General features: G+C 72.6%; 17 protein-coding genes and 2 pseudogenes. 12 read left to right on the top strand and 7 right to left on the bottom strand.

Features of this window, described 5'->3' with window-relative positions:
- Positions 1-122 precede the first annotated feature (122 nt).
- Positions 123-1,085, bottom strand: coding sequence for a hypothetical protein (locus ACIRQY_RS27205; RefSeq protein ID WP_403930383.1), 963 nt, complete (start codon positions 1,083-1,085; stop codon positions 123-125).
- A gap of 137 nt (positions 1,086-1,222) precedes the next feature.
- Between ACIRQY_RS27205 and ACIRQY_RS27200 the strand changes: the two genes are divergently transcribed.
- From ACIRQY_RS27200 to ACIRQY_RS27185, 4 genes are all read left to right on the top strand, one after another.
- On the top strand, positions 1,223-1,840 hold the full coding sequence (locus ACIRQY_RS27200) for a TetR/AcrR family transcriptional regulator (RefSeq protein WP_403930256.1): 618 nt from the start codon (positions 1,223-1,225) through the stop codon (positions 1,838-1,840).
- 107 nt (positions 1,841-1,947) lie between these two features.
- A complete protein-coding gene (locus tag ACIRQY_RS27195) occupies positions 1,948-2,289 on the top strand; it encodes a PadR family transcriptional regulator (RefSeq protein WP_403930254.1) in 342 nt (113 codons plus the stop codon).
- Positions 2,286-3,245, top strand: a complete 960-nt coding sequence (locus ACIRQY_RS27190) for a hypothetical protein (protein WP_403930253.1) — start codon at positions 2,286-2,288, stop codon at positions 3,243-3,245. Before ACIRQY_RS27195 ends, ACIRQY_RS27190 begins: the two co-directional genes overlap by 4 nt.
- A 128-nt stretch (positions 3,246-3,373) precedes the next feature.
- Positions 3,374-4,270, top strand: coding sequence for a phosphatase PAP2 family protein (locus ACIRQY_RS27185; protein WP_403930251.1), 897 nt, complete (start codon positions 3,374-3,376; stop codon positions 4,268-4,270).
- Between the two features lie 182 nt (positions 4,271-4,452).
- On the opposite strand, the gene mfd is transcribed toward ACIRQY_RS27185, so the two are convergent.
- The 3 genes from mfd to ACIRQY_RS27170 all read right to left on the bottom strand — a co-directional run bounded on the left by mfd (position 4,453) and on the right by ACIRQY_RS27170 (position 11,809).
- Positions 4,453-7,983, bottom strand: coding sequence for a transcription-repair coupling factor (mfd, locus tag ACIRQY_RS27180; RefSeq protein ID WP_351786893.1), 3,531 nt, complete (start codon positions 7,981-7,983; stop codon positions 4,453-4,455).
- A gap of 464 nt (positions 7,984-8,447) precedes the next feature.
- Positions 8,448-11,024, bottom strand: coding sequence for an ABC transporter permease (locus tag ACIRQY_RS27175; protein ID WP_403930249.1), 2,577 nt, complete (start codon positions 11,022-11,024; stop codon positions 8,448-8,450).
- Complete coding sequence (locus tag ACIRQY_RS27170) at positions 11,021-11,809, bottom strand: ABC transporter ATP-binding protein (RefSeq protein WP_403930247.1); 789 nt, start codon at positions 11,807-11,809, stop codon at positions 11,021-11,023. The genes ACIRQY_RS27175 and ACIRQY_RS27170 overlap by 4 nt, the downstream gene beginning before the upstream one ends.
- Positions 11,810-12,082: 273 nt before the next feature.
- On the opposite strand from ACIRQY_RS27170, the gene ACIRQY_RS27165 reads away from it, so the two are divergent.
- The gene (locus ACIRQY_RS27165; RefSeq protein WP_403930381.1) at positions 12,083-13,579 is read left to right on the top strand and encodes an MFS transporter; all 1,497 of its coding nucleotides are present in this window, start codon (positions 12,083-12,085) and stop codon (positions 13,577-13,579) included.
- A gap of 154 nt (positions 13,580-13,733) precedes the next feature.
- On the opposite strand, the gene ACIRQY_RS27160 is transcribed toward ACIRQY_RS27165, so the two are convergent.
- The 3 genes from ACIRQY_RS27160 to ACIRQY_RS27150 form a co-directional block, all read right to left on the bottom strand.
- A complete protein-coding gene (locus tag ACIRQY_RS27160; protein WP_403930245.1) occupies positions 13,734-13,922 on the bottom strand; it encodes a DUF397 domain-containing protein in 189 nt (62 codons plus the stop codon).
- 102 nt (positions 13,923-14,024) lie between these two features.
- Positions 14,025-14,213 (bottom strand): DUF397 domain-containing protein, encoded by a 189-nt coding sequence (locus ACIRQY_RS27155; RefSeq protein WP_351786878.1) that lies wholly within the window; start codon positions 14,211-14,213, stop codon positions 14,025-14,027.
- Positions 14,210-15,022 (bottom strand): helix-turn-helix domain-containing protein, encoded by an 813-nt coding sequence (locus tag ACIRQY_RS27150; protein ID WP_403930244.1) that lies wholly within the window; start codon positions 15,020-15,022, stop codon positions 14,210-14,212. The genes ACIRQY_RS27155 and ACIRQY_RS27150 overlap by 4 nt, the downstream gene beginning before the upstream one ends.
- Positions 15,023-15,182: 160 nt before the next feature.
- On the opposite strand from ACIRQY_RS27150, the pseudogene ACIRQY_RS27145 reads away from it, so the two are divergent.
- The 7 genes and pseudogenes from ACIRQY_RS27145 to ACIRQY_RS27115 form a co-directional block, all read left to right on the top strand.
- Positions 15,183-15,668 (top strand): annotated as a pseudogene (locus ACIRQY_RS27145) (ATP-binding protein); the annotation flags it as partial.
- Between the two features lie 93 nt (positions 15,669-15,761).
- On the top strand, positions 15,762-16,034 hold the full coding sequence (gene tgmA / locus ACIRQY_RS27140) for a putative ATP-grasp-modified RiPP (protein ID WP_403930379.1): 273 nt from the start codon (positions 15,762-15,764) through the stop codon (positions 16,032-16,034).
- A complete protein-coding gene (gene tgmB, locus ACIRQY_RS27135) occupies positions 16,034-16,996 on the top strand; it encodes an ATP-grasp ribosomal peptide maturase (protein WP_403930242.1) in 963 nt (320 codons plus the stop codon). The genes tgmA and tgmB overlap by 1 nt, the downstream gene beginning before the upstream one ends.
- Positions 16,993-18,135 carry an ATP-grasp peptide maturase system methyltransferase gene (tgmC, locus tag ACIRQY_RS27130; protein WP_403930241.1) on the top strand — a complete coding sequence of 381 codons (1,143 nt, stop codon included), beginning with the start codon at positions 16,993-16,995 and terminating at the stop codon, positions 18,133-18,135. Before tgmB ends, tgmC begins: the two co-directional genes overlap by 4 nt.
- A 114-nt stretch (positions 18,136-18,249) precedes the next feature.
- Positions 18,250-18,780, top strand: a complete 531-nt coding sequence (locus ACIRQY_RS27125; protein ID WP_403930239.1) for a DUF6879 family protein — start codon at positions 18,250-18,252, stop codon at positions 18,778-18,780.
- Between the two features lie 27 nt (positions 18,781-18,807).
- Positions 18,808-19,026: pseudogene (locus tag ACIRQY_RS27120) on the top strand (transcriptional regulator); the annotation flags it as partial.
- A 286-nt stretch (positions 19,027-19,312) separates the two neighbouring features.
- Positions 19,313-20,182, top strand: coding sequence for a MerR family transcriptional regulator (locus ACIRQY_RS27115; RefSeq protein WP_403930237.1), 870 nt, complete (start codon positions 19,313-19,315; stop codon positions 20,180-20,182).
- The last annotated feature ends 185 nt before the right edge of the window (positions 20,183-20,367 follow it).

Here is a 20,367-nt window from a genome sequence, read left to right as displayed (position 1 = left end):
ATCACCCGGTGGCTCCGGCGCTCCACGACTCGGCAGCTCCGCGACCCCGTGACTCCGCGCCCCCACTCCCCCGCGACTCCGTGACCACCCCGCGACTCCGCGACTCCGCGACTCCGCGAGGATCAGACCTTGCCGATGCCCAGGGTGTTCTCGGCGGGCAGCAGTCCGGAGCCGATCGCGGCGAGCCAGGGGTCGCCGAGGAGTTCGGCGAGCCGGGCGGTGGCCTCGGGGCCGAGGGCGTCCCAGGGGGCGGCGGCCAGTTCGTCCGTACGGCGCTCGATCCCGGCGCGCAGGGCGCGGCCCTCCTCCGTGGCGGCTCCGTCGGGGGCCAGGAGCCCACGGTCCGCCAGGCGTACGCGGGCGGCGGCCCATGCGGCGGCGCTCCAGCCCCGGCTCACGAAGACGGGTTCGGGGGCGGCGCCGACGGCCGCGAACGAGACGAGCGACTCGACCGGGTCGAGTCCTGCGGTGAGCAGCGCGGCGACGTGCCCGTCCCCCCGGTGCTCGCGCAGGACGGTCGCCGCCTGCCAGAGGTCGAGGTGCGGGACGCCGGTCCAGGGCAGTTCGGCGTTGGCGGCGGCGAGCGGACGCCCGGCGACCCCGGCGACACCACCCGTGACACCACCCATGACCCCACCGTCCCCGTCCCCGCCCTCGGCATCACCACCGCCGTCACCACCGCCCTCAGCGGCCCGGACAGCCCCGGCCTGCCCGCCCCCTCCCCCGATCGACTCCGCCGCGCGGCGGACCAGGGCCGCCGCCTCGGTGAGGTCCGGGCCGGTCAGGGCGTCCGCCCCGAGGACGGAGCGGTAGGTGCGGTCCACCGCGCGGATCCGGGCGGCGAGGACCTCCACGGGGGACGCGGTCTCCCAGACGGCGGGGACGTACCGGGCGACCGTCCCGGGGCTGAAGCTGTGGAAGGCGGAGGCGACCCGGACCGGGCCCGCCGGGCCCAGGGGCGCGGCCCGCCAGGCGAAGTAGGAGGGCCAGCGCTCGGTGGTGTCGTAGCCGAGCGCGGCGGCTTCCCCGAAGGCCTCGGGGGAGTAGTAGAGCAGCGCGTGCAGGGGTTCGAGCAGGTGCCACATCTGACGCACACGTCCGGTGTCCACGACGTCTCCCTCATCTCGGGCCCGGAGCCTCTCCGACCCACATCTTGACACTGACTAGATTGCGCCGGATCCCGGGAACTTGTCAATGCCTAGATCAGGGCTAGGCTGCTGCCATGACGAGCCGGAACACCTACCACCACGGCGATCTGCGGCAGGCGGTCCTCGCCGCCGCCCTCGACGTCATCGCCGCCGAGGGCCCCGGGGCACTGAGCCTCCGGGACCTCGCCCGGCGCGCGGGCGTCTCGCACGCCGCGCCCGCACACCACTTCGGGGACCGCACCGGACTGCTCACGGCCGTCGCCGCGCAGGGGTACGGGCTCCTCGCCGACGCCCTCGGCGGCGTGGACGGCCTGCGCGAACGCGGAGTGCGGTACGTGCGCTTCGCGACGGAGCACCCGGCGCACTTCCAGGTCATGTTCCAGCCGGAACTGCTGCGCGCGGACGACCCGGACCTCGTCGCCGCGAAGGACCGCGCCTCCACCGAACTCCGTACCGGAGTCACCGGGCTGCCGGACGTCCCCGACCCCCGCACCGCCGGGATCGCCGCCTGGTCCCTCGCGCACGGCTTCGCGACCCTGCTCCTCAGCCGCAACCTGGACGACCCGCTGACGGGCCGGGACCCGGAGGAGGCGTTCCGGGCACTGGCGGCCCTGACGTTCGGGACCGGGGCGCCGGGGAACCCGGGAGCACCGGAGGGGGTCGACGGGCCCGAGAACCCCCCAACCCACTGACCACACTCACCCCACGCGCGGCCATGGGCGGCCATGGCCGCCCATGCGGCCGAAAAGATCCCACCCGACCGAAATCAATACTTCGGCACTCGATATATGCTCGCCGTATGACACGACAGAGCCCGTCCCTGACGGAAGCGCAGTACTTCATCCTCGCGGCGCTCCTGGACGGGCCGCTGCACGGCTACGGAATCGTCAAGGCCGCCGAGCGGGTCACCGACGGGCGGCTGAGGATCGCCGTCGGCACCCTGTACGGCGCGCTGGAACGGCTGGAGAGGGCCGGATACGTGACCCCCGGCGACGAGGAGATCGTCGACGGCCGGGCCCGGCGCTACTACCGGCTCACCGAGGACGGCCGCGGGGCGCTCGACCGGGAGGCGCTGCGGATGCGGCAGGCGGCCGCCCTCGTCCTCGGCCGCGCACGGGAGGCCGGGGCGGCCCCCGCGTGAACCGCCTGCTGCTCCTGGCCTACCCCGAGCCCTACCGATCCCGGCAGGGAAGGGAGTTGCTGGACTGCCTCGCCGAGGCGTATCCCGGCCGCTCCTGGCCCCCGCCCCGGGAGCTCGCCGCCATCGCACGCGCCGGGGCGCGGGCCCGCGCCCGCGCCGTCGTGGACGACCGGACCCGCCCGTGGTGGCTGGACGGCATCCAGCTGGCCGCCCTCGTCCTGGCCGCGCTCGCCCTCGTGCCGTACCTCCAGGACGTCTGGCACTGGGCGCTGCGCGTCGATCCCGGGCAGCACGCCATCGCCTTCGATCACGCGGGCTGGTACCCGTGGGCGGAGGGCCCCGGCACCCGGACCCGGCTGCTGCCGTACGGGCTGCTCCCGCTGGTCTGTCTGGTCGCCCTGCTGCGCGGCCGGGCGTGGCTCGCGCTGCCCGCCGCCGCGGCGATGGTCTACGCCGGGGCGCGCTTCCCCCACGGCACGCTCTTCGGCGACGAGGGCAAAGCGGGCCTCGGGTACTACGGCCTCGGCTCCCCGATCACCGCCCGCGACCTGGTCCTCTCCGGGCTGCTGTGCGCTGCCTGCGCCGTCCTCGCGGTCTGCCGTCCCGGACGGCTGCGCCGCCACTCGTACGGCTGGCTGGTCCCCCTGGGGCTCGCTCTGTTCACCGCCGGGGCCCTGCACGTCATCGCCGTCAGCCCGTCGTTCCAGCGCGGTCTGTTCGTCCTGGAGATCGCCGGGCTCGCCGTCGCGTGGGTGGCGACGGCCGCGACCGGTGACCGCCGGTGGCTGATCCCGGTGGCGGCGTTCGCGTTCGTCCGTACCCAGGCGATCGTCCTCCAGCCCGACGGCCTCATGCGGTCGCTGCCGGACCTGGTCGTCCTGCTGCTGCTCGTCGCCCCGCTCCCGGCGCTCGCCGTCGCCGCCCAGCGCGGGCGGGACCGGGCGCTCCTCGACTAGGGCGGGCCGCCCCACGGACCGGCTGCCGCCCGCCGCCGGAATCCCGCACCCGCAGACCCGGGCCCGTACGCCCACGACCGACAGAGAAGACCATGACTCAGCACATCTCCCAGGCTCCAGCTCCGTCTGTGTCTCCGTCCCCGTCCCCGCGTACGGCCGCCGGGTCCGGCCCCCGCCCGAACCCGGCGGCCCGGTCCTGGCTGCCGCCCGCGCTCTGTCTGCTGGCCTTCGTGGCGCTCTATCTGGTCGCGGTCCGCACGCCGTTCGGGCAGCGGGCGGAGAACCACCTGTTCAGCGGGGAGCAGGGGGCCATCCCCGCATGGGTCTACGACGTGGCGGGGGCGGAGTACGGCTCGTGGGCGCTGCCGCCCATGGAGGGGACCGCGATGCCCACCCTGCTCGTGGGCACGGCGCTCATCGCGGCCGTCGCCGTGCTGCGAAGGCGCTGGTGGCAGGGGCTGGCGGCGGTCACGGCCGTCGCGGTCACGATCGGGACCAAGGAAATGGCGGCGGAGTTCCTGCCCCGCCCCGATCTGGTGGGCGCGCGCGAATCGCTGATCGAGTCGAGCTTCCCCAGCGGGCACGCGGCCGTGCCCGTGGCGCTGGTCCTCGGCGCCCTCCTCGTCGTACCGCCCCGGGTCCGCCCGTACCTCGCCACGGCCGGGATGCTGTGGACGGTCTTCGCGGCCTCCGGCGTCCTGGCGACCTACCACCACCGGTCGAGCGACTCCCTGGGCTCCACGCTGCTCGCCTGCGCCTGCTATCTGGTCGCGGCCCGGCTGCTGCCGGAGCGGGACGCCCCGGACTCCCCGTGGCGCCCCCGTGCTCTGGCCCCGATCTCGCTGGCCGGGGCTGCGGCCGTCGCGCTGCTCTCCGGCGCCCGGGACGACTCGCTCCTGGAGTCGCTGGTCTTCGCGGCGGCGGGCTTCCTGTGCGCGGTCCTGTTCTGGCTCACCACGGCCCGGGGCACGGCGGCGGTCACAGGCCGGGGCACGGCGGCCGTCACGGGCCGCGCGGCACCCTGACACCCGTACGGGAGGACCGGGCGACCCGTACACGAAGGCCGGACCCGCCCTCGGACGGGAGGGCCGGACCCGACCCCCGTAAGGGAAACGGGCGGCGCCCCCGGGCTGGGCGCCGCCCACTGTCGTGCCAGGCCCGATCCGGTCCAGGTCCGGTCCGGGTCCTACCCCCTCCGTCCGGCCCCTCAGCCGCCGAGGATCGTGGTGAGGAACTCCCCGGTCCAGGAGAGCAGTTCGCGGCCCACCACCGGCTTCCCGCCGATCTTCCCGCTGGTCGGGCGCGGCACCAGGATCTGGTGGACGGCCGGCTTGATGACCACGCGCGGGTGGAGCCGCTTCAGGCGCAGTTCCTGCGACTCGCGCAGCTCCACCGGGGCGAACCGGATGCTGGAGCCCTGGAGGACGATCTCACCGACGCCGCAGGCACGGGCCAGCATCCGCAGGCCCGCGACCAGCAGGAGGTTCTCGACCGGCTCGGGCAGCTTGCCGTAGCGGTCGGTCAGCTCCTCCCGTACGGCCCTGATGTCCTCCTCCGAGTTGGCGGCGGCGATCGACCGGTAGGCCTGGAGGCGCAGCCGCTCCCCCGGCGCGTAGTCGTGCGGCACATGGGCGTCGACCGGCAGTTCGATCTTCACCTCCAGGGGTGCCTCCTCCTCGGTGACGCCCTCCATCTGCGCCCGGTAGTCGGCGACCGCCTCGCCGACCATCCGTACGTACAAATCGAAGCCGACACCCGCGATGTGGCCGGACTGCTCGCCGCCGAGCAGATTGCCCGCGCCGCGGATCTCCAGGTCCTTCATGGCCACGTACATGCCCGCGCCCATCTCGGTGTGCTGGGCGATCGTGGCGAGCCGCTCGTGCGCGGTCTCGGTGAGGGGCTTCTCCGGCGGGTAGAGGAAGTACGCGTAGCCCCGCTCGCGGCCACGGCCGACGCGCCCGCGCAGCTGGTGCAGCTGCGACAGCCCGAAGTTGTCGCCGCGCTCGACGATCAGGGTGTTGGCGTTGGAGATGTCGATGCCGGACTCGACGATCGTGGTGGACACGAGGACGTCGAACTTGTTCTCCCAGAAGTCGACGACGACCTGTTCGAGGGCCTGCTCCGACATCTGGCCGTGGGCCGTGGCGATCCGCGCCTCGGGCACGATCTCCCGCAGCCGGGCCGCCGCCCGGTCGATGGAGTCGACCCGGTTGTGGATGTAGAAGACCTGGCCCTCGCGGAGCAGTTCGCGGCGGATGGCGGCGCCGATCTGCTTCTCCTCGTACGGTCCGACGAAGGTGAGGACGGGGTGCCGTTCCTCCGGCGGGGTGGTGATCGTGGACATCTCACGGATGCCGGTGACGGCCATTTCGAGCGTACGGGGGATGGGGGTGGCCGACATGGTGAGGACGTCGACGTTGGCGCGGAGCTTCTTCAGCTGCTCCTTGTGCTCGACGCCGAAGCGCTGCTCCTCGTCGACGATGACCAGGCCCAGGTCCTTGAACTTCGTCTCGGACGAGAACAGCCGGTGGGTGCCGATGACGATGTCGACCGAGCCCTCCCGCAGCCCCTCCAGGGTCGCCTTCGACTCGGTGTCCGTCTGGAACCGGGAGAGCGCCCGCACCTTCACCGGGAACTGGGAGTACCGCTCGCTGAACGTGCCGAAGTGCTGCTGCACGAGCAGCGTGGTGGGGACGAGGACGGCGACCTGCTTGCCGTCCTGCACCGCCTTGAACGCGGCCCGCACCGCGATCTCCGTCTTGCCGTAGCCGACGTCGCCGCAGATCAGCCGGTCCATGGGGACCGTCTTCTCCATGTCCTCCTTCACCTCGGCGATGGTGGACAGCTGGTCGGGGGTCTCGGCGTACGGGAAGGCGTCCTCCAGCTCCCGCTGCCAGGGGGTGTCGGGGCCGAAGGCGTGGCCGGGGGCCGCCATCCGCGCCGAGTACAGCTTGATCAGGTCGGCCGCGATCTCCTTGACGGCCTTCTTCGCGCGCTGCTTGGTCTTCGTCCAGTCGGCGCCGCCGAGCCGGTGCAGCGTCGGTGCCTCGCCGCCGACGTACTTGGTGACCTGCTCCAGCTGGTCGGTGGGGATGTACAGCCGGTCGCCGGGCTGCCCGCGCTTGGCGGGGGCGTACTCGACGAGGAGGTACTCGCGGGTGGCGCCCTGCACGGTCCGCTGGACCATCTCCACGTACCGGCCGACACCGTGCTGCTCGTGCACGATGTAGTCGCCGGGCTCCAGGGTCAGCGGGTCGATGGTCTTGCGGCGCTTGGCGGGCATCCGCTGGCCGTCCTTGCCCGCCGCCTTCTGGCCGGACAGGTCGGTCTCGGTGAGGACCGCGAGGCGGAGCGCCGGATCCACGAAGCCGTGGTCGATGGAGCCCCGGACGACGTGGACGACGGCCGGGGAGATCTCCGCCAGGTCGGTGTCGAGCCGGGCGGCGATGCCCTCGCCGCCGAGGACCTCGACCGTACGGGTGGCGGGGCCGTGGGCCTCGGTCACGTAGACCGTGCGCCAGCCGTCGGACAGCCAGCCCTTGGTGTCGGCGAGCGCGCGGGCGGTGTCGCCCCGGTAGGACTCGGGGGCCCGCATCCCCAGGGTGAGGGTGTCGCCCGTGGCGGTCTCGTCCGCCGCGAACGGCGACACCGACCACCAGGCGATGCCCAGCTCGCGGGCCCGGTCCCGGACGTCCGCGATCCCCCACAGGGAGGCCGCGTCGACGTCGATGGGGGCCTCGCCGCCGCCCGCCGTCGCCGCCCAGGACGCCTGGAGGAACTCCTGGCTGGTGGCGACCAGGTCGGCGGCCCGGGTCCTGACCCGCTCGGGGTCGCAGACCACCGTCATGGAGCCCTGCGGCAGCACGTCGAGGAGGAGTTCCATGTCGTCGACGAGGACCGGCGCCAGGGACTCCATGCCCTCGACGGCGATGCCCTCCGCGATCTTCCCGAGGAGTTCGCCCAGCTCCGGGTGGGCCTCGGCGAGCGCCGCCGCCCGCTCCCGTACGGAGTCGGTGAGGAGCAGCTCCCGGCAGGGCGGCGCCCACAGTCCGTGCTCGGCGACCTCCAGGGACCGCTGGTCGGCCACCTTGAAGTAGCGGATCTCCTCGACGTCGTCGCCCCAGAACTCGACCCGGAGCGGATGCTCCTCGGTGGGCGGGAAGACGTCCAGGATGCCGCCGCGCACGGCGAACTCGCCGCGCTTCTCGACCAGCTCCACGCGCGCGTACGCGGCGGCGGCGAGACCCTCGACGATCTCGTTCAGATCGGCCGTCCCGCCGGACCTGAGCGCCACGGGCTCCAGGTCACCGAGGCCCTTGACCTGCGGCTGGAGCACGGACCTGATGGGGGCGACGACCACGCTGACCGGTCCGGCCGCCGGGTCGTCGGAGCGCGGGTGGGCGAGCCGGCGCAGCACCGCGAGGCGGCGGCCGACGGTGTCGGAGCGGGGCGAGAGCCGCTCGTGCGGCAGGGTCTCCCAGGAGGGGAACTCGGCGACGGTGTCGGGGTCGAGGAGCGAGCGCAGGGCGGCGGCGAGGTCCTCGGCCTCCCGGCCGGTCGCGGTCACCGCGAGCACCGGGCGCCCCGAGTCCCGGGCGAGCGCGGCGACGGCGAAGGGCCGGGCGGCGGCCGGTCCGATCAGGTCCACGTGGGGACGGTTGCCGTCGGCTGCGGCCTTCACCGCCTCCGCGAGGGCCGGATCCTTGACGACTACGTCGAGCAGGCCGTGCAGGCTCATGAAGCTTTCCATCCCGGAGGGTGACGGGGGCGGGCAACGCGAACAGCCCGACACGTGGTCACGGGCCGGGGTGCTCCCGGGCGCGTACGGCCCGGTGCGCCCAGCCTACGGCGTGGCACGGACAGCCGCCGGGGTGAACCGGGGTCCGGGGGCCTCCGGCCGGGTGACGGAAGGGGCGCGGGGGCCGGCTCCGGGCCGGTCACGGGCCCCGCTCCCACGGCGAAGCCCGTACGGGGACACCCGTACGGGAAGGCGGTACGGGGACACCCGTACGGGGCCGCACTGACGCGGACGCGCTGCCGCGGACGCCGCGGTGCGCGCGGCCGTACGGCCCCGGGCGGACCTGGCAGGGTCCTTCCCGGGGCCGTACGGGTCCTGGGGCGCGGCGGGGCGGTCGGCGCCCGTCGTTCCGCCCCCCGTCGCGGCGCGCGGCGAGCCCCCCGTGACCCGCCGCGCGCCGCGCGCTACTCGCTGGCGATGGCGTTCAGGACGTTCATCCGGCCCGCCCGGAAGGCGGGGACGAGGGCCGCGAAGAGGCCGACGAAGGCCGAGCCGACGAAGACGGTGAGGATCGTCGACCAGGGGATGTCGAGGACGCCGAGCCCGTCGAGGGCGAGGAGCTTCTGGGCGGAGGTGCCCCAGCCCATGCCCAGGCCGAGGCCGAGGAGCGCGCCGAAGAGGGCGATGACCACCGACTCCAGGCGGATCATGCGGCGCAGCTGGCGGCGGGAGAGGCCGATGGCCCGCATGAGGCCGATCTCGCGGGTCCGCTCGACGACCGAGAGGGCCAGGGTGTTCACGACCCCGAGGACGGCGACGACGATCGCGAGGGCGAGGAGCCCGTACACGATGTTGAGGAGCTGTCCGACCTGGTCCTGGAGGGCCTTCTTGTAGTCGGCCTGGTTGTTGACCTGGTACTGCGGGTAGGGCGCGAGGGCGTCCTTGAGTGCCTGGTAGGCCTGGGTCTCCTGGCCGTCCTCCGCGCTGGCGAGGAGCAGCAGGCTCTGCGGCATCCGCTCGGCGGGCACGTGCTCGGCGAGGGTGGTGAGGCTGGTGTACATCGCCCCGTTGTCGACGTTGCCGATGTCGGCGGTGATCGCCGCGACCTTCAGCCGGGCCTTGTCGCCGCCCTTGAAGGCGACGGTCAGGACGTCGCCGACCTTGACGCCGTGCTCGGTGGCGTAGTCGCTGCCGACGGACATGGCGCCCTTGCCGTAGGCGTCGGTGAGCTTGCCGGCCGTGGTCTCGCGGCGCAGGTCGTCCACGTACGTGGGGTCGGTGGCGGCCAGGTCGGCGGTGGTGGTCCGGCCGCGCGGGTCGGTGACGGTGGCGTCCACCCACTTGTACGAGGTGAGGTGGTCGAGGCCGGGGGTCTTCGCCAGGGCGGCCTGGGCCTGCGGCACGATCGGCTGGCCGGTGGCGGACCGGACGATGAAGTCGGCGCCGACGGACCGGTCGAGTTCGTCGGTGACCGAGGCGACCATCGAGGAGCCGACGACGGAGAGGCAGGCGACGAGCGCGAGGCCGATCATGAGGGCCGCGCCGGTGGCGCCGGTGCGGCGCGGGTTGCGGAGCGCGTTGCGTTCGGCGAGGCGGCCGACGGGGCCGAAGACCCGCAGGACGACGACGCCGAGGGCGCGGACGACGAAGCCCGCGAGGAGCGGTCCGATCACGACGAGGCCGAGCAGGGAGAGGACGACGCCGAGGGCGAGCCAGAGGGAGCCGGGCTTGGCCTCCTCGGCGCGGGCGGCGGCGACGAGCCCGGCGGCCCCGGCGGCGGTGAGGACGAGACCGACGGCGGCGCGGACCCGGCCCGCCCGGCCGTCGGCGGGGGTGCCCGCGTCCCGGAGGGCGGCCATCGGGGAGACCTTCCCGGCGCGGCGGGCCGGGACGTAGGCGGCGAGGACGGTGACGACGATGCCGAGGACGAGACCGATGGCGGGGGTCGTCCACTTCACGGTGAGGTCGCGGGTGGAGAGTTCCATGCCGATGGACGACATGACCTTCATCAGGCCGACGGCGAGGCCGACGCCCGCGACGACCCCGGCGGCGGAGCCGAAGAGGCCGAGGAGCAGCGCCTCGACGAGGACGGACCGGTTGACCTGCTTGCGGCTGGAGCCGATGGCCCGCATGAGGCCGATCTCGCGGGTCCGCTGGGCGACCAGCATCGAGAAGGTGTTGACGATGAGGAAGATGCCGACGAGGAAGGCGATTCCGGCGAAGCCGAGCATCGCGTACTTCATGACGTCGAGGAAGGAGCCGAGTTCCGTGCGGCCCTCGTCGGCGGTCTCGGCGGCGGTCTGGAGCTTGTAGTCGGCTCCGCCGCCGAGGGAGGCGGCGATGTCACGCTTGAGGGCGTCGTGGCTGACGCCGGGCTTCGCGTCGACGGTGATCTGGGTGAACAGGCCGGTCTTGCCGAGGAGTTCGCGCTGGGCGGTGGCGGTCTCGAAGTAGACGACGGTGGCGCCGGGGTTGGTGACCTTGAAGTCGACGAGTCCGGAGATCTTCGCGGTGAAGTCGCCGGAGACGGAGATCACGCGGAGGGTGTCGCCGAGCTTCAGGCCGTTCTTCTCGGCGGTGGCGCCGTCGACGACGGCTTCGGTGGGGCCGCGCGGTTCGTGGCCGGAGGAGAACTCCACCGAACGCAGTTCGGTGTCGCTCCAGTTGGCGGCGATGGTCGGGGCGCCGCTGGTGGGCCCGATGTTCTTGTCGCGGGAGTCCACGACGGTGACGCCGGTGGAGATGACGGTGCCCCGGGCGTCCTGGACGCCCTCGGTCTTCCCGACCCGCTCGACGAGGGAGGCGGGGAGCGCCTCGGGCCGGCCGGTCTGGGGGGTGCCGCCCGCGTCGGAGTCCTTGGGGCCGACGGTGACGTCGGAGGCGGTGACCGCGAACAGCTTGTCGAAGGTCGTGTTCATGGTGTCGGTGAACACGAGGGTGCCGCAGACGAAGGCGACGGAGAGCAGGACGGCGACGGCGGAGAGCGCCATGCGTCCCTTGTGCGCGAAGAAGTTGCGCAGGGAGGTCTTCAGGACGCTCATGAGGTCCGCCCGCGCGCGTCGAAGTCCTTCATCCGGTCGAGGACGGCCTCGGCGGTGGGCCGCTCCATCTCGTCGACGATCCGGCCGTCGGCGAGGTAGAGGACGCGGTCGGAGTAGGAGGCGGCGACCGGGTCGTGGGTGACCATGACGATCGTCTGGCCGAGTTCGTCGACGGAGGTGCGGAGGAAGCCGAGGACTTCGGCACCGGCGCGCGAGTCCAGGTTTCCGGTGGGCTCGTCGCCGAAGATGATCTCGGGCCGGGCGGCGAGCGCGCGGGCCACGGCCACGCGCTGCTGCTGGCCGCCGGAGAGTTCGTTCGGGCGGTGCTTGAGGCGCTCGGAGAGACCGACGGTGTCGACGACGCGGCGGAGCCATTCGGCGTCCGGCTTCCGTCCGGCGATGTCCATCGGCAGGGTGATGTTCTCGATGGCGCTGAGGGTCGGCAGCAGGTTGAACGCCTGGAAGATGAAGCCGATCCGGTCCCGGCGGAGCTGGGTGAGCTTCTTGTCCTTGAGCCGGGTGATCTCGGTGTCGGCGAGGTGGATCTCGCCGCTGGTGACGGTGTCGAGTCCGGCGAGGCAGTGCATCAGGGTCGACTTGCCGGAGCCCGAGGGTCCCATGATGGCGGTGAACCGGCCACGGGCTATGTCCACGTCGACGTGGTCGAGGGCGAGGACCCGGGTCTCGCCGGAGCCGTAGGCCTTGACGACCTGGCGTGCCCGTGCGGCAACGGCCGAACTCCGTCCGGTTCCCCCGGACTTGGGGATGGTCACAGCCGTTGTCACGGTTCTCTCCTCGGAGCGGTGGGTGGTGTGTAGGTTCAAGTTAAGGAGTTCCTGGGCGAGTTCTCCTCATCCGCCGGTACGAACGACCCCTGGCCCGTATGGGGGAGAGGCCCCTAGGGGTTCCTCCACCCGTGGTCCGAGTGGGACCCTGGCCCCGCTCATTTAGATGTATGGGGAAATGAGGGCGCGGTGGGGGAACCGTACGTACGGAAGGCCGTGGCGGCAGGCCCGGCGACGCCGACCGCGCCCGGCGGCCGGCTGGTCCTCGCGCTGATGCTGGGCATGGGTCTCGCCGCCGTGGACGGCACGATCGTGGCCACCGCCGTGCCGCAGATCGTCGGCGACCTCGGCGGGCTCTCGGTCTTCTCCTGGCTGTTCTCCGGCTATCTGCTCGCCGTGACAGTCACCCTGCCGGTGTACGGCAGGCTCAGCGACACCTTCGGCCGCAAGCCGGTGCTGGTCGCCGGGGTCGTCCTCTTCCTCGTCGGCTCCCTGCTGTGCGCCGCCGCCTGGGACATGGCGTCCCTGATCGCCTTCCGGGTCGTCCAGGGGCTCGGCGGCGGCGCCCTCCAGGGCACGGTCCAGACGATCGCCGCCGACCTGTACCCGCTGAAGGAACGCCCCAGGATCCAGGCGAAGCTGTCGTCGGTGTGGGCCGCGTCCTCGGTCGCGGGCCCGGCGGCGGGCGGCCTCCTCGCGGGATACGCGGACTGGCGCTGGATCTTCCTCATCAACCTGCCGATCGGCCTGCTCGCGCTGTGGCTGATCGTCCGCCACCTGGTGGAGCCGGGGCGGCCCCCGGCGGCCCGGGGGCGGGACCGGACGGCGGGGCCCGCGCCCCGCGCCCGGGTGCGGATCGACTGGCCCGGCGCGCTCGGGATCTTCGCCACGGGGGCGCTGCTGCTGACCGCGCTGGTCCAGGGCGGCGTCGCCTGGCCGTGGCTGTCGGGGCCGTCCCTGGGGCTGTTCGCGGGGGCGGCGGTCCTCGCCGCCGTCACCGTCGTGATCGAGCGGCGCGCCGCCGAACCGGTCATCCCGGGCTGGGTCTGGCGCCGCCGCACGATCGCCGCGGTGAACCTGGCCCTGGGCGCGCTCGGTCTGCTGATCGTCGCCCCGACGGTCTTCCTGCCGACGTACGCGCAGTCCGTGCTGGGGCTGGGCCCGATCGCCGCCGGGTTCGTCCTGTCGGTGATGACCCTGAGCTGGCCGATCAGCGCCGCGTTCGCCGACCGGGTGTACAACAGGATCGGTTTCCGGCTGACGGCGGTCGTCGGCATCTCCCTGGCGCTGCTCCTGCTGCTGGCGTTCCCGTTCCTGCCGTTCCCCGGGGAACCCTGGCAGCCCGCCCTGCTGATGCTGCTCCTCGGCGCGGCCATCGGCCTCTTCCAGCTGCCGCTGATCGTCGGGGTCCAGTCGACCGTCCCCTACGGGGAGCGGGGCACGACGACGGCGTCGGTGCTGTTCTGCCGCCAGGTCGGCCAGAGCGTGGGCGCGGCGCTGTTCGGGGCCCTGGCGAACGGCGTGCTCACCGCCCGGCTGGGCGACGGCGGGGACCTGGACACCCTGGCCCGTGCGCTGGACGACCCGGAGGCGCTGACCCCGGAGACGACGGAGCGCCTGCGCCGGGCGGTGGACGCGGCGGTGGACCACGTCTACGTGGGCGCGGCCTGCGCGGCGGCCCTGGCCCTCCTGGTCCTCCTCACCCTGGCCCCCCGCCACTTCCCGGTCCTGGGGGACGGACCGGGGGACGGACGGGGGGACGGGGGGTGACCCGTAGCGGTCCATGACGCTCCGCCCTGGACGAAGTCGGCGCCGAACCGTGGCGCCGTGCACCTCCCGTATCCGAGCCGCGCCCGGCCACGCGGGAGCCCTGCCCGTCCAGCAGCGACGAGCAGAGCCCACGTACGTACAGACGGCGCTTGTACTACTCCGCCGACGCGAGCCCGACGAACCCGGCCCAGGCACTGTACGAAACCCGAAGCCCCGGCCGGGCCACGTCCTTGGAGTCCCGGACGTGCACGGCTGCGGCGCCGGGGGCAACCTCGACGCAGTCGCCGCCGTCCCCGCCGCTGTGGCTGCTCTTGAACCAGGCGAGCGTTTCCGTGCCGTTCATGGCATTTCCCTTCGGTCAGAAGGAACTGCGGACGGTCTGACGCCAGGTCCAGAGGTACCCCCGGACCACCTGGCCGTCAGCTTCACGCGAACGATGATTGCTCTACGCCTCCGATGCCAGTCCGACGAACCCGGCCCAGGCGCCGTACGACACCCGAAAGCCCGGCCGGGCCACGTCCTTGGAGTCCCGGACGTGCACGGCTGCGGCTCCGGTCGCGACCTCGACGCATTGATTGCCGTCGTCGTCGCTGTAACTGCTCTTCAGCCACACGGGCGATTCGGCACTGTTCACAGTTCTCCCCTTAGCTTCTCGATCAAGACCATGGACTCTCGCGGGGTGAGGGCCTGTGACCGGACGACGCCGAAGCGCACAGCGGCGACGGTGGTCTTCTCGGCTTCGGTCTCCAGCGTCATCTGATGTGCCCCCTCGTAGTACAGGAACTGCTTGCCGTCCTTCCGGGTGGCGATCGTGAACGGTCCGCTCATACCCGCGTTGTCCTCGCATTCGAGCGGCATGACCTGAAGGTCGATGTGCGGGTGGCGTCCGATCATCAGCAGGTACTCCAGCTGCTCACGGAGGACCTCCTTGCCGCCGTACCGGTGTCTCAGCACCGCTTCGTCCATGACGAAGCTGGTCAGCGGCTCGGGGCGGCGGCCGAAGACGTCGTTCTGCCGGGTCAAGCGGGTCCGCACCCTGCGTTCCACGAGATCCCGGTCCACCAGAGGCCGCCGCATCGCGAACAAGGCCCGCATGTAGGCCTCGGTCTGCAGCAGGCCACTGACCACGAACTTGTCGTAGTGCAGGAGCTCGATCGCTGTCTTCTCCAGCTCCATGAGACCCGGAAAGCCCGCCGGGTACTGCGCCTTCTCCAGTTGTCCCTTCCACACGGTCAGCAGTCCGTCCGCGTGGAGAACCTCATCCGCCTGTTCGACCGCGCGCGGCGACGGGATCCTCCGGCCCTGCTCGAACGAAGCGATGGTGGAGGACGAATAGCCGAGCTGTCCGCCCAGTTCCTCCCGGTCAAGCCCCGCCCTCGTCCGCAGCGTCTTCAAGGTCTTCCCGAACGCCGCCACAACACCCTGACCGGCCTGGGTCGCCATCCGTCCGGCATCCGCCGTCCCCGGCTCCGGTGCCGCGTCCAACGCCTCTTCCGCCAACGCACCCCGCCTCTCGTACCGACATCGGCACGACCCGTACAAGCGGATCGAGTCGATGCGTCACCTCTGGTCACGCTACGCCACCAAGAGGACCGTGGAGGGCATGAAGAGCAACGTCGGAGGCCCCACCCGCCTCGCCCAACTCCCCAGCCCTTGGCCTTGTTCGCGGGCCCATGGCTTCTCCATGCGCTTCACCTCCACGCCCCGGGGTGCGCGGCTCGCGCGGCGGCTGGCGGGGATGCGGCTGGACGAATGGGGGGTGCCGTACGGGAGCGGGCCGCACGAGACCGCCGTCCTGGTGGTGGCCGAACTGGCGGCGAACGCGGTGCGGCACGGGCACGTGGCGGGGCGGGACTTCCACCTGCTGCTGCGCGTGACGGCGGGCGCCCGCCCGGTCGTACGGATCGAGGTGAGCGACACCCGGGCCGAGCGGCTCCCGCCCCGCCCGGGAAGCCTCCCGGCCCCCGCTCCGGATCTGGCGGAGGGAGGCCGGGGCCTGCTGCTGATCGACGGCCTCGCCGAGCGGTGGGGCTGGCACCCGAGGGGCGGAGCCCCGGGCAAGACGGTGTGGGCGGAGTGCGCCCTCCCTCGAAAGGACGGGAGCCCGTCTCCCGCTCCGGGCACATCCGACGCCGTGGCCACGAGGCCCCCGGCACCGACAGGAAAGAAAGGCATCGCACCGATGACACAGACGCCCGCGCCGTGGGGTACGCACCGCATGGGGCCCTTCACGGCCACCACCACCGTCCCCCGGCACACACCCGTGATCGACCCCGAGACCCAGGTCGCCGTGATCGTGGACGAGTACGGCCGGACCGTCGAGCTGGGTGACCACGGCACCAGCACGAGCGGCCTGACACCCACCACGACCTCGCCCGGTGACGGGTCCGGCCCAGGTGGTGCGACCGACGCGGACAGTACCGAGTCGTACGACCAGGACCAGAGTTCCGACTGATGCGGGACGACGGTCCGGTGCTGGTGCTGACCACCCCGTCGGACGTGACGGCCGACGTGGTGCTGCGGCTGCTCGCCGACCGCAAGGTCCCCGTGGTCCGTCTGGACCCCGGCACCGACCTGTACACGGGCGCCTCGCTGACCGCCGCATACGGTACGGACGGACTCCGGGGCACCCTGCGCACGGCGAGCCGGGCGACCGGCATCGACCTGGTGCGTTCCGTCTGGGTCCGCAGGCCCTCACCCCACCAGGGACCGCCAGGGCTGAACGACCAGGACAGCCGGTTCGCCGTGGAGCAGACTCTGTGGGGCGCGGGGGGCGTCCTCGCCTCTCTGCCGGACGCGCACTACGTCAATCACCCCTGGAACAACCGGGCCGCCGAATTCAAGCCCGCTCAGCTCTCGGCCGCGCGGCGCTGCGGATTCCCCGTCCCCAGCACGGTGATCACCAACGATCCTGCCCAAGCGAGGGAGTTCACCGCCCGTCACCGTGGCAGGACCGTCTACAAACCGCTGTGGAACACGCCCTACCAGGTGGACGGCCGACCGCACGGCGTGTGGGTACGGGAGGTGCGCGCGGACGAGATCACCGACGCCGTGTCCGTCTGCCCGCACCTGTTCCAGGCCAAGGTCGACAAGGCCTTCGACGTGCGGGTGACCGCCGTGGGCGGCCGACTCTCCGGGGTCAGGATCGACAGTCCCGATCTCGACTGGCGCCACCGTCAGCACATGATGGCGTGTGCACCGATCGAGGTACCGGACGCGGTCACGCGCGCCGTGGCCGCGTACCTCACCGAATTCCGTCTGGTCTACGGCGCGTTCGACTTCGCCGTCACCGCCGAGGACATCTGGTACTTCCTGGAGTGCAACCCGAACGGCCAATGGGCGTGGCAGCCGCCGGAGACCACCACGGCGATCGCCCACGCCATCGCCGACCAGTTGGAGAAAGGACCCGGAACGTGAGTGCATCGGCACGGCTCCGTCAGACCCTGACGGAGGAACTCACCGGGAGCGGCACCCTCACGGAACCCGGATGGCGCGACGCCGCCGGGGCGGTACCGCGCGAGTTTTTCACCCGGTCCTACTTCAGGCCGGTGCCCGGCACCGTGCCCACCGCCTACCGCCCCGTCCGGGAGGGCGAACCCGGGTGGCTGGAAGGCGTCTACTCCGACGAGACGCTGATCACCCAACTGGACGGCCGGATCAGGCCCGACGACGTGGCCGGGGGGACCGTGACCGGTTCCCCCTCGTCATCGTCCACCCTGCCGTCCCTGGTACTGCGCATGTGGCAGCGTCTCGGCGCCGAGACCGGACACCGGGTGCTGGAGATCGGCACCGGAACGGGCTACTCGACCGCCCTCGGCGCGCACCGCCTCGGGGAAGCCCGCCTCACCAGCGTCGAGTACGACCCCGTGGTCGGGGAGAGCGCCGCCGCAGCGCTCGGGGCAGCCGGATTCGCGCCCCGGCTGATCATCGGTGACGGGCTGCGCGGCGACCCGGCCGGGGGCCCGTACGACCGGCTGATCGCCACCTGTTCGGTCAGGTACGTCCCGCTGCCGTGGCTCCACCAGGTGCGGCCGGGCGGGCGGATCCTGGTCACCCTGTCCGGGTGGAGCTACGCCAACGCCCTCGCGTTGCTGCGCGTCACCAGCCCCGGGGAGGCCACGGGCCGGTTCCTGCCCGGCTGCACCAGCTTCATGATCGCCCGGCCGCACGACCGCCCGCCCCGCCCGCTGCTGGCCCTGCTGCCGGGAGATGTGCGTCCGAGCCGGATCGACCCCGCGAAGCTCGACGACTGGACCGGCGGATGGGTCGCGCAGCTCGCCGCGCCCTCGGCCGAACGCATGGGAACCGGGGCCGAACAGATCCTGTGGGACGTGTCCACCGGTTCACAGGCCCGGACGGCTCCCGACCCCGAGGGCGGATGGACCGTCGTCCAGCGCGGTCCCGTCCGTCTGTGGGACCGGGTGGAGCGTGCCGTTCAGCGCTGGCAGGCCGCCGGGGAGCCTCATCAGGAGGAGTTCGGCATCACGGTCTCGCCCAGCGGTCAGCGGGTGTGGCTCGGCACCGAGGACGACCCCGGGTGGCTCCTGCCGATCTGAACCGGCACATTGCGGGCCCCGGCCAACAGGGTTCCCCATTGCTTCCGTGGGAGGACGGCGAGAAGAAGGAACTGGTGCTACATGCAGGGGCTGGAACGCTCAGGAAGGCATGTGATGTCGCAGAAAGAACCGGGCTTCGACGAACTCCTGGCGGCGGCCAGGCATTCGGCCGTCCATCTGGAGATGCGCGATGCGTACGGCGTCGGCGACGAGGCGGAGGACTACGAGCGCTGGAGGCGCACCCGTCGGCGTGACACGGACCCCGGGTCCGCGTACTGGGCGCCCTGGGTCGATCTGATCCGGAGCACCGTGGCCCGCGGTGTCGTGGTCCGCCGCGCTCGGATCGTGTCGGAACCGGTCACGGAGTACATCCGGTACGAGCACGCGGGCACCTCGGTGAACCTCCATGCCGGGGAGCTGGTCCGCTGGCTGCCCCGGCGGCAGGCGTCGGACCTCGCGCTTCCCGGGAACGACTGCTGGGTGTTCGACGGTACGATCGCGCTCTTCAACCACTTCTCCGGAGACGGAGACTGGTCGAAGCCCGGCTGGGAGGTGCGCTCCGAACCCGCCGTGGCACACCTGGCCGCTTCCGCGTTCGAGGCGGTCTGGGAGCGCGGCATCCCGCACGAGAAGTACTCGGTCTGATCCCACTGATCCCAGAAGAGCCGGCTCATGTCCGCATCCCCGTCCTCCAGCGCCCAGGCCGCCCGCGAGGCCATAGCCGCTCGCCTCGGCGCCCTCCGCCGGGACGCGGAGCCGACCGGACACGAGCTGGCTCTTCGATGTGCCTGGAGTCCGGCCAAGTCCTCGCCCATCGAGCGGCCCAGGGCACCCGCTTCCGACGCCGACATCCGCGCCTGGTGCGGGGCGGAGGACCAGACCGTCGAACTGCCCGGGATCGCCGTGCCCTGGTGACCTGTTCACCGAACCGCTCCAGTCCCGAACTGACCTGCCCTCTGTGTCACTCGGGGTGAGCGGCGAGTTGTCCGGACCCCCTCCCGGTCCCCCGGGCCCCCGACTTCCCTCAGGCTGTTCCCCGGGGCTCTCCCCGTGCGGCGGTCCGTGCGGGCCTCGATGGTGCGGGTGGGCGGGTGGGCGTACGGCCGAGAGGTTTGCAGGTGTCGTAGCGGCATGTGGTCCAGTGGGCGGCGAGCGCGACATTGAGAGGTTCCCTCGTATGCCCCTTCCTGCGATTCCCCGCCGGGTCAAGATCGGTGATGCCGCCGCGTTCGCCGGGACCACGCCCCGCGCCATCCGCCACTACCACGCCATCGGGCTCCTCCCCGAACCGGAACGCGGCAGCGACGACCGCCGCCGCTACGGATACGACGACATGGTCCGTCTGCTGTGGATCCGCGCGATGGCCGATGCGGGTGTCTCCCTGGATGACGTCCGCGCCGCCTTCGAGGACACCAGCGGAATCGAGCGGTCCCTGGCCCGTCTGGAGGAGTCCCTCGCCTCCAAGGCCGCAGCCATCGAGGCACAGCGGGCCGCCGTGCACCGTCTCCGTGAGGTGGGCAGCCCCCTGGGCCTGCTCTCCCCCCTGGTCACCGGCCGCCTGGGCGGTCTGCCGCCCGGAGCCCTGCGCTCCGGCGACCTCGACACCCTCCTGGTCACGGAACGCGTCTTCGGCCCGCTGGGCGCCGCCGTCCAGGCCGACCGGTTCATCGTCCTGGCCACCCACCCCGAGCTGCGGGCCGAGGAGGACCGCCTGACCGAGGCCGAGGCGGCCCTGGACGACACCGTGTCCCCCGACGACCCCCGCGTCGAGGACCTGGCCGCCCAGCGTTGTGATCACGAGACCGCCCTGGCAGCCGCCATCGAGGCGTCCGGCCTGGAAGAGGCTCTCGACGTCCTCCTGGACCAGGAGGACGAACACCCCGGCGAGGAAGAGGGCGGGCCGAGGATGAGCCCGATGGAGGCCATCGGCAAGATGCCGTACGACTTCTCCCCCGCCCGCGTCCGGTACGAGGAACGTGTCCTCGCACTGCTTCACCCGGCCGATCAGGACGGCGACAGGGGCCCACGGACCCCACGGACCTGTTGACCGTCTGCCCCCGGAGCGAGCCCGTACGGCTCCAACCCCGGCTCCGGCTCCGGCTCCGGCTCCGGGAGGGGGGGGGGGGGGGGGGGGGGGCCCCCCCCCCCCCGGGCGCCCCCCCCCCCCCCCCCGGCGAACCCCCCCCCCCCCCCCCCCCGGGTGAACGCCCCCCCGGAGGGGGGGGGTGACAT

This window comes from Streptomyces sp. NPDC101490 (genome assembly GCF_044767145.1).
Classification (GTDB): Bacteria; Actinomycetota; Actinomycetes; order Streptomycetales; family Streptomycetaceae; genus Streptomyces.
The sequence above is the reverse complement of the archived record's forward strand: the minus strand, read 5'-3'. Positions and strand labels throughout refer to the sequence as shown.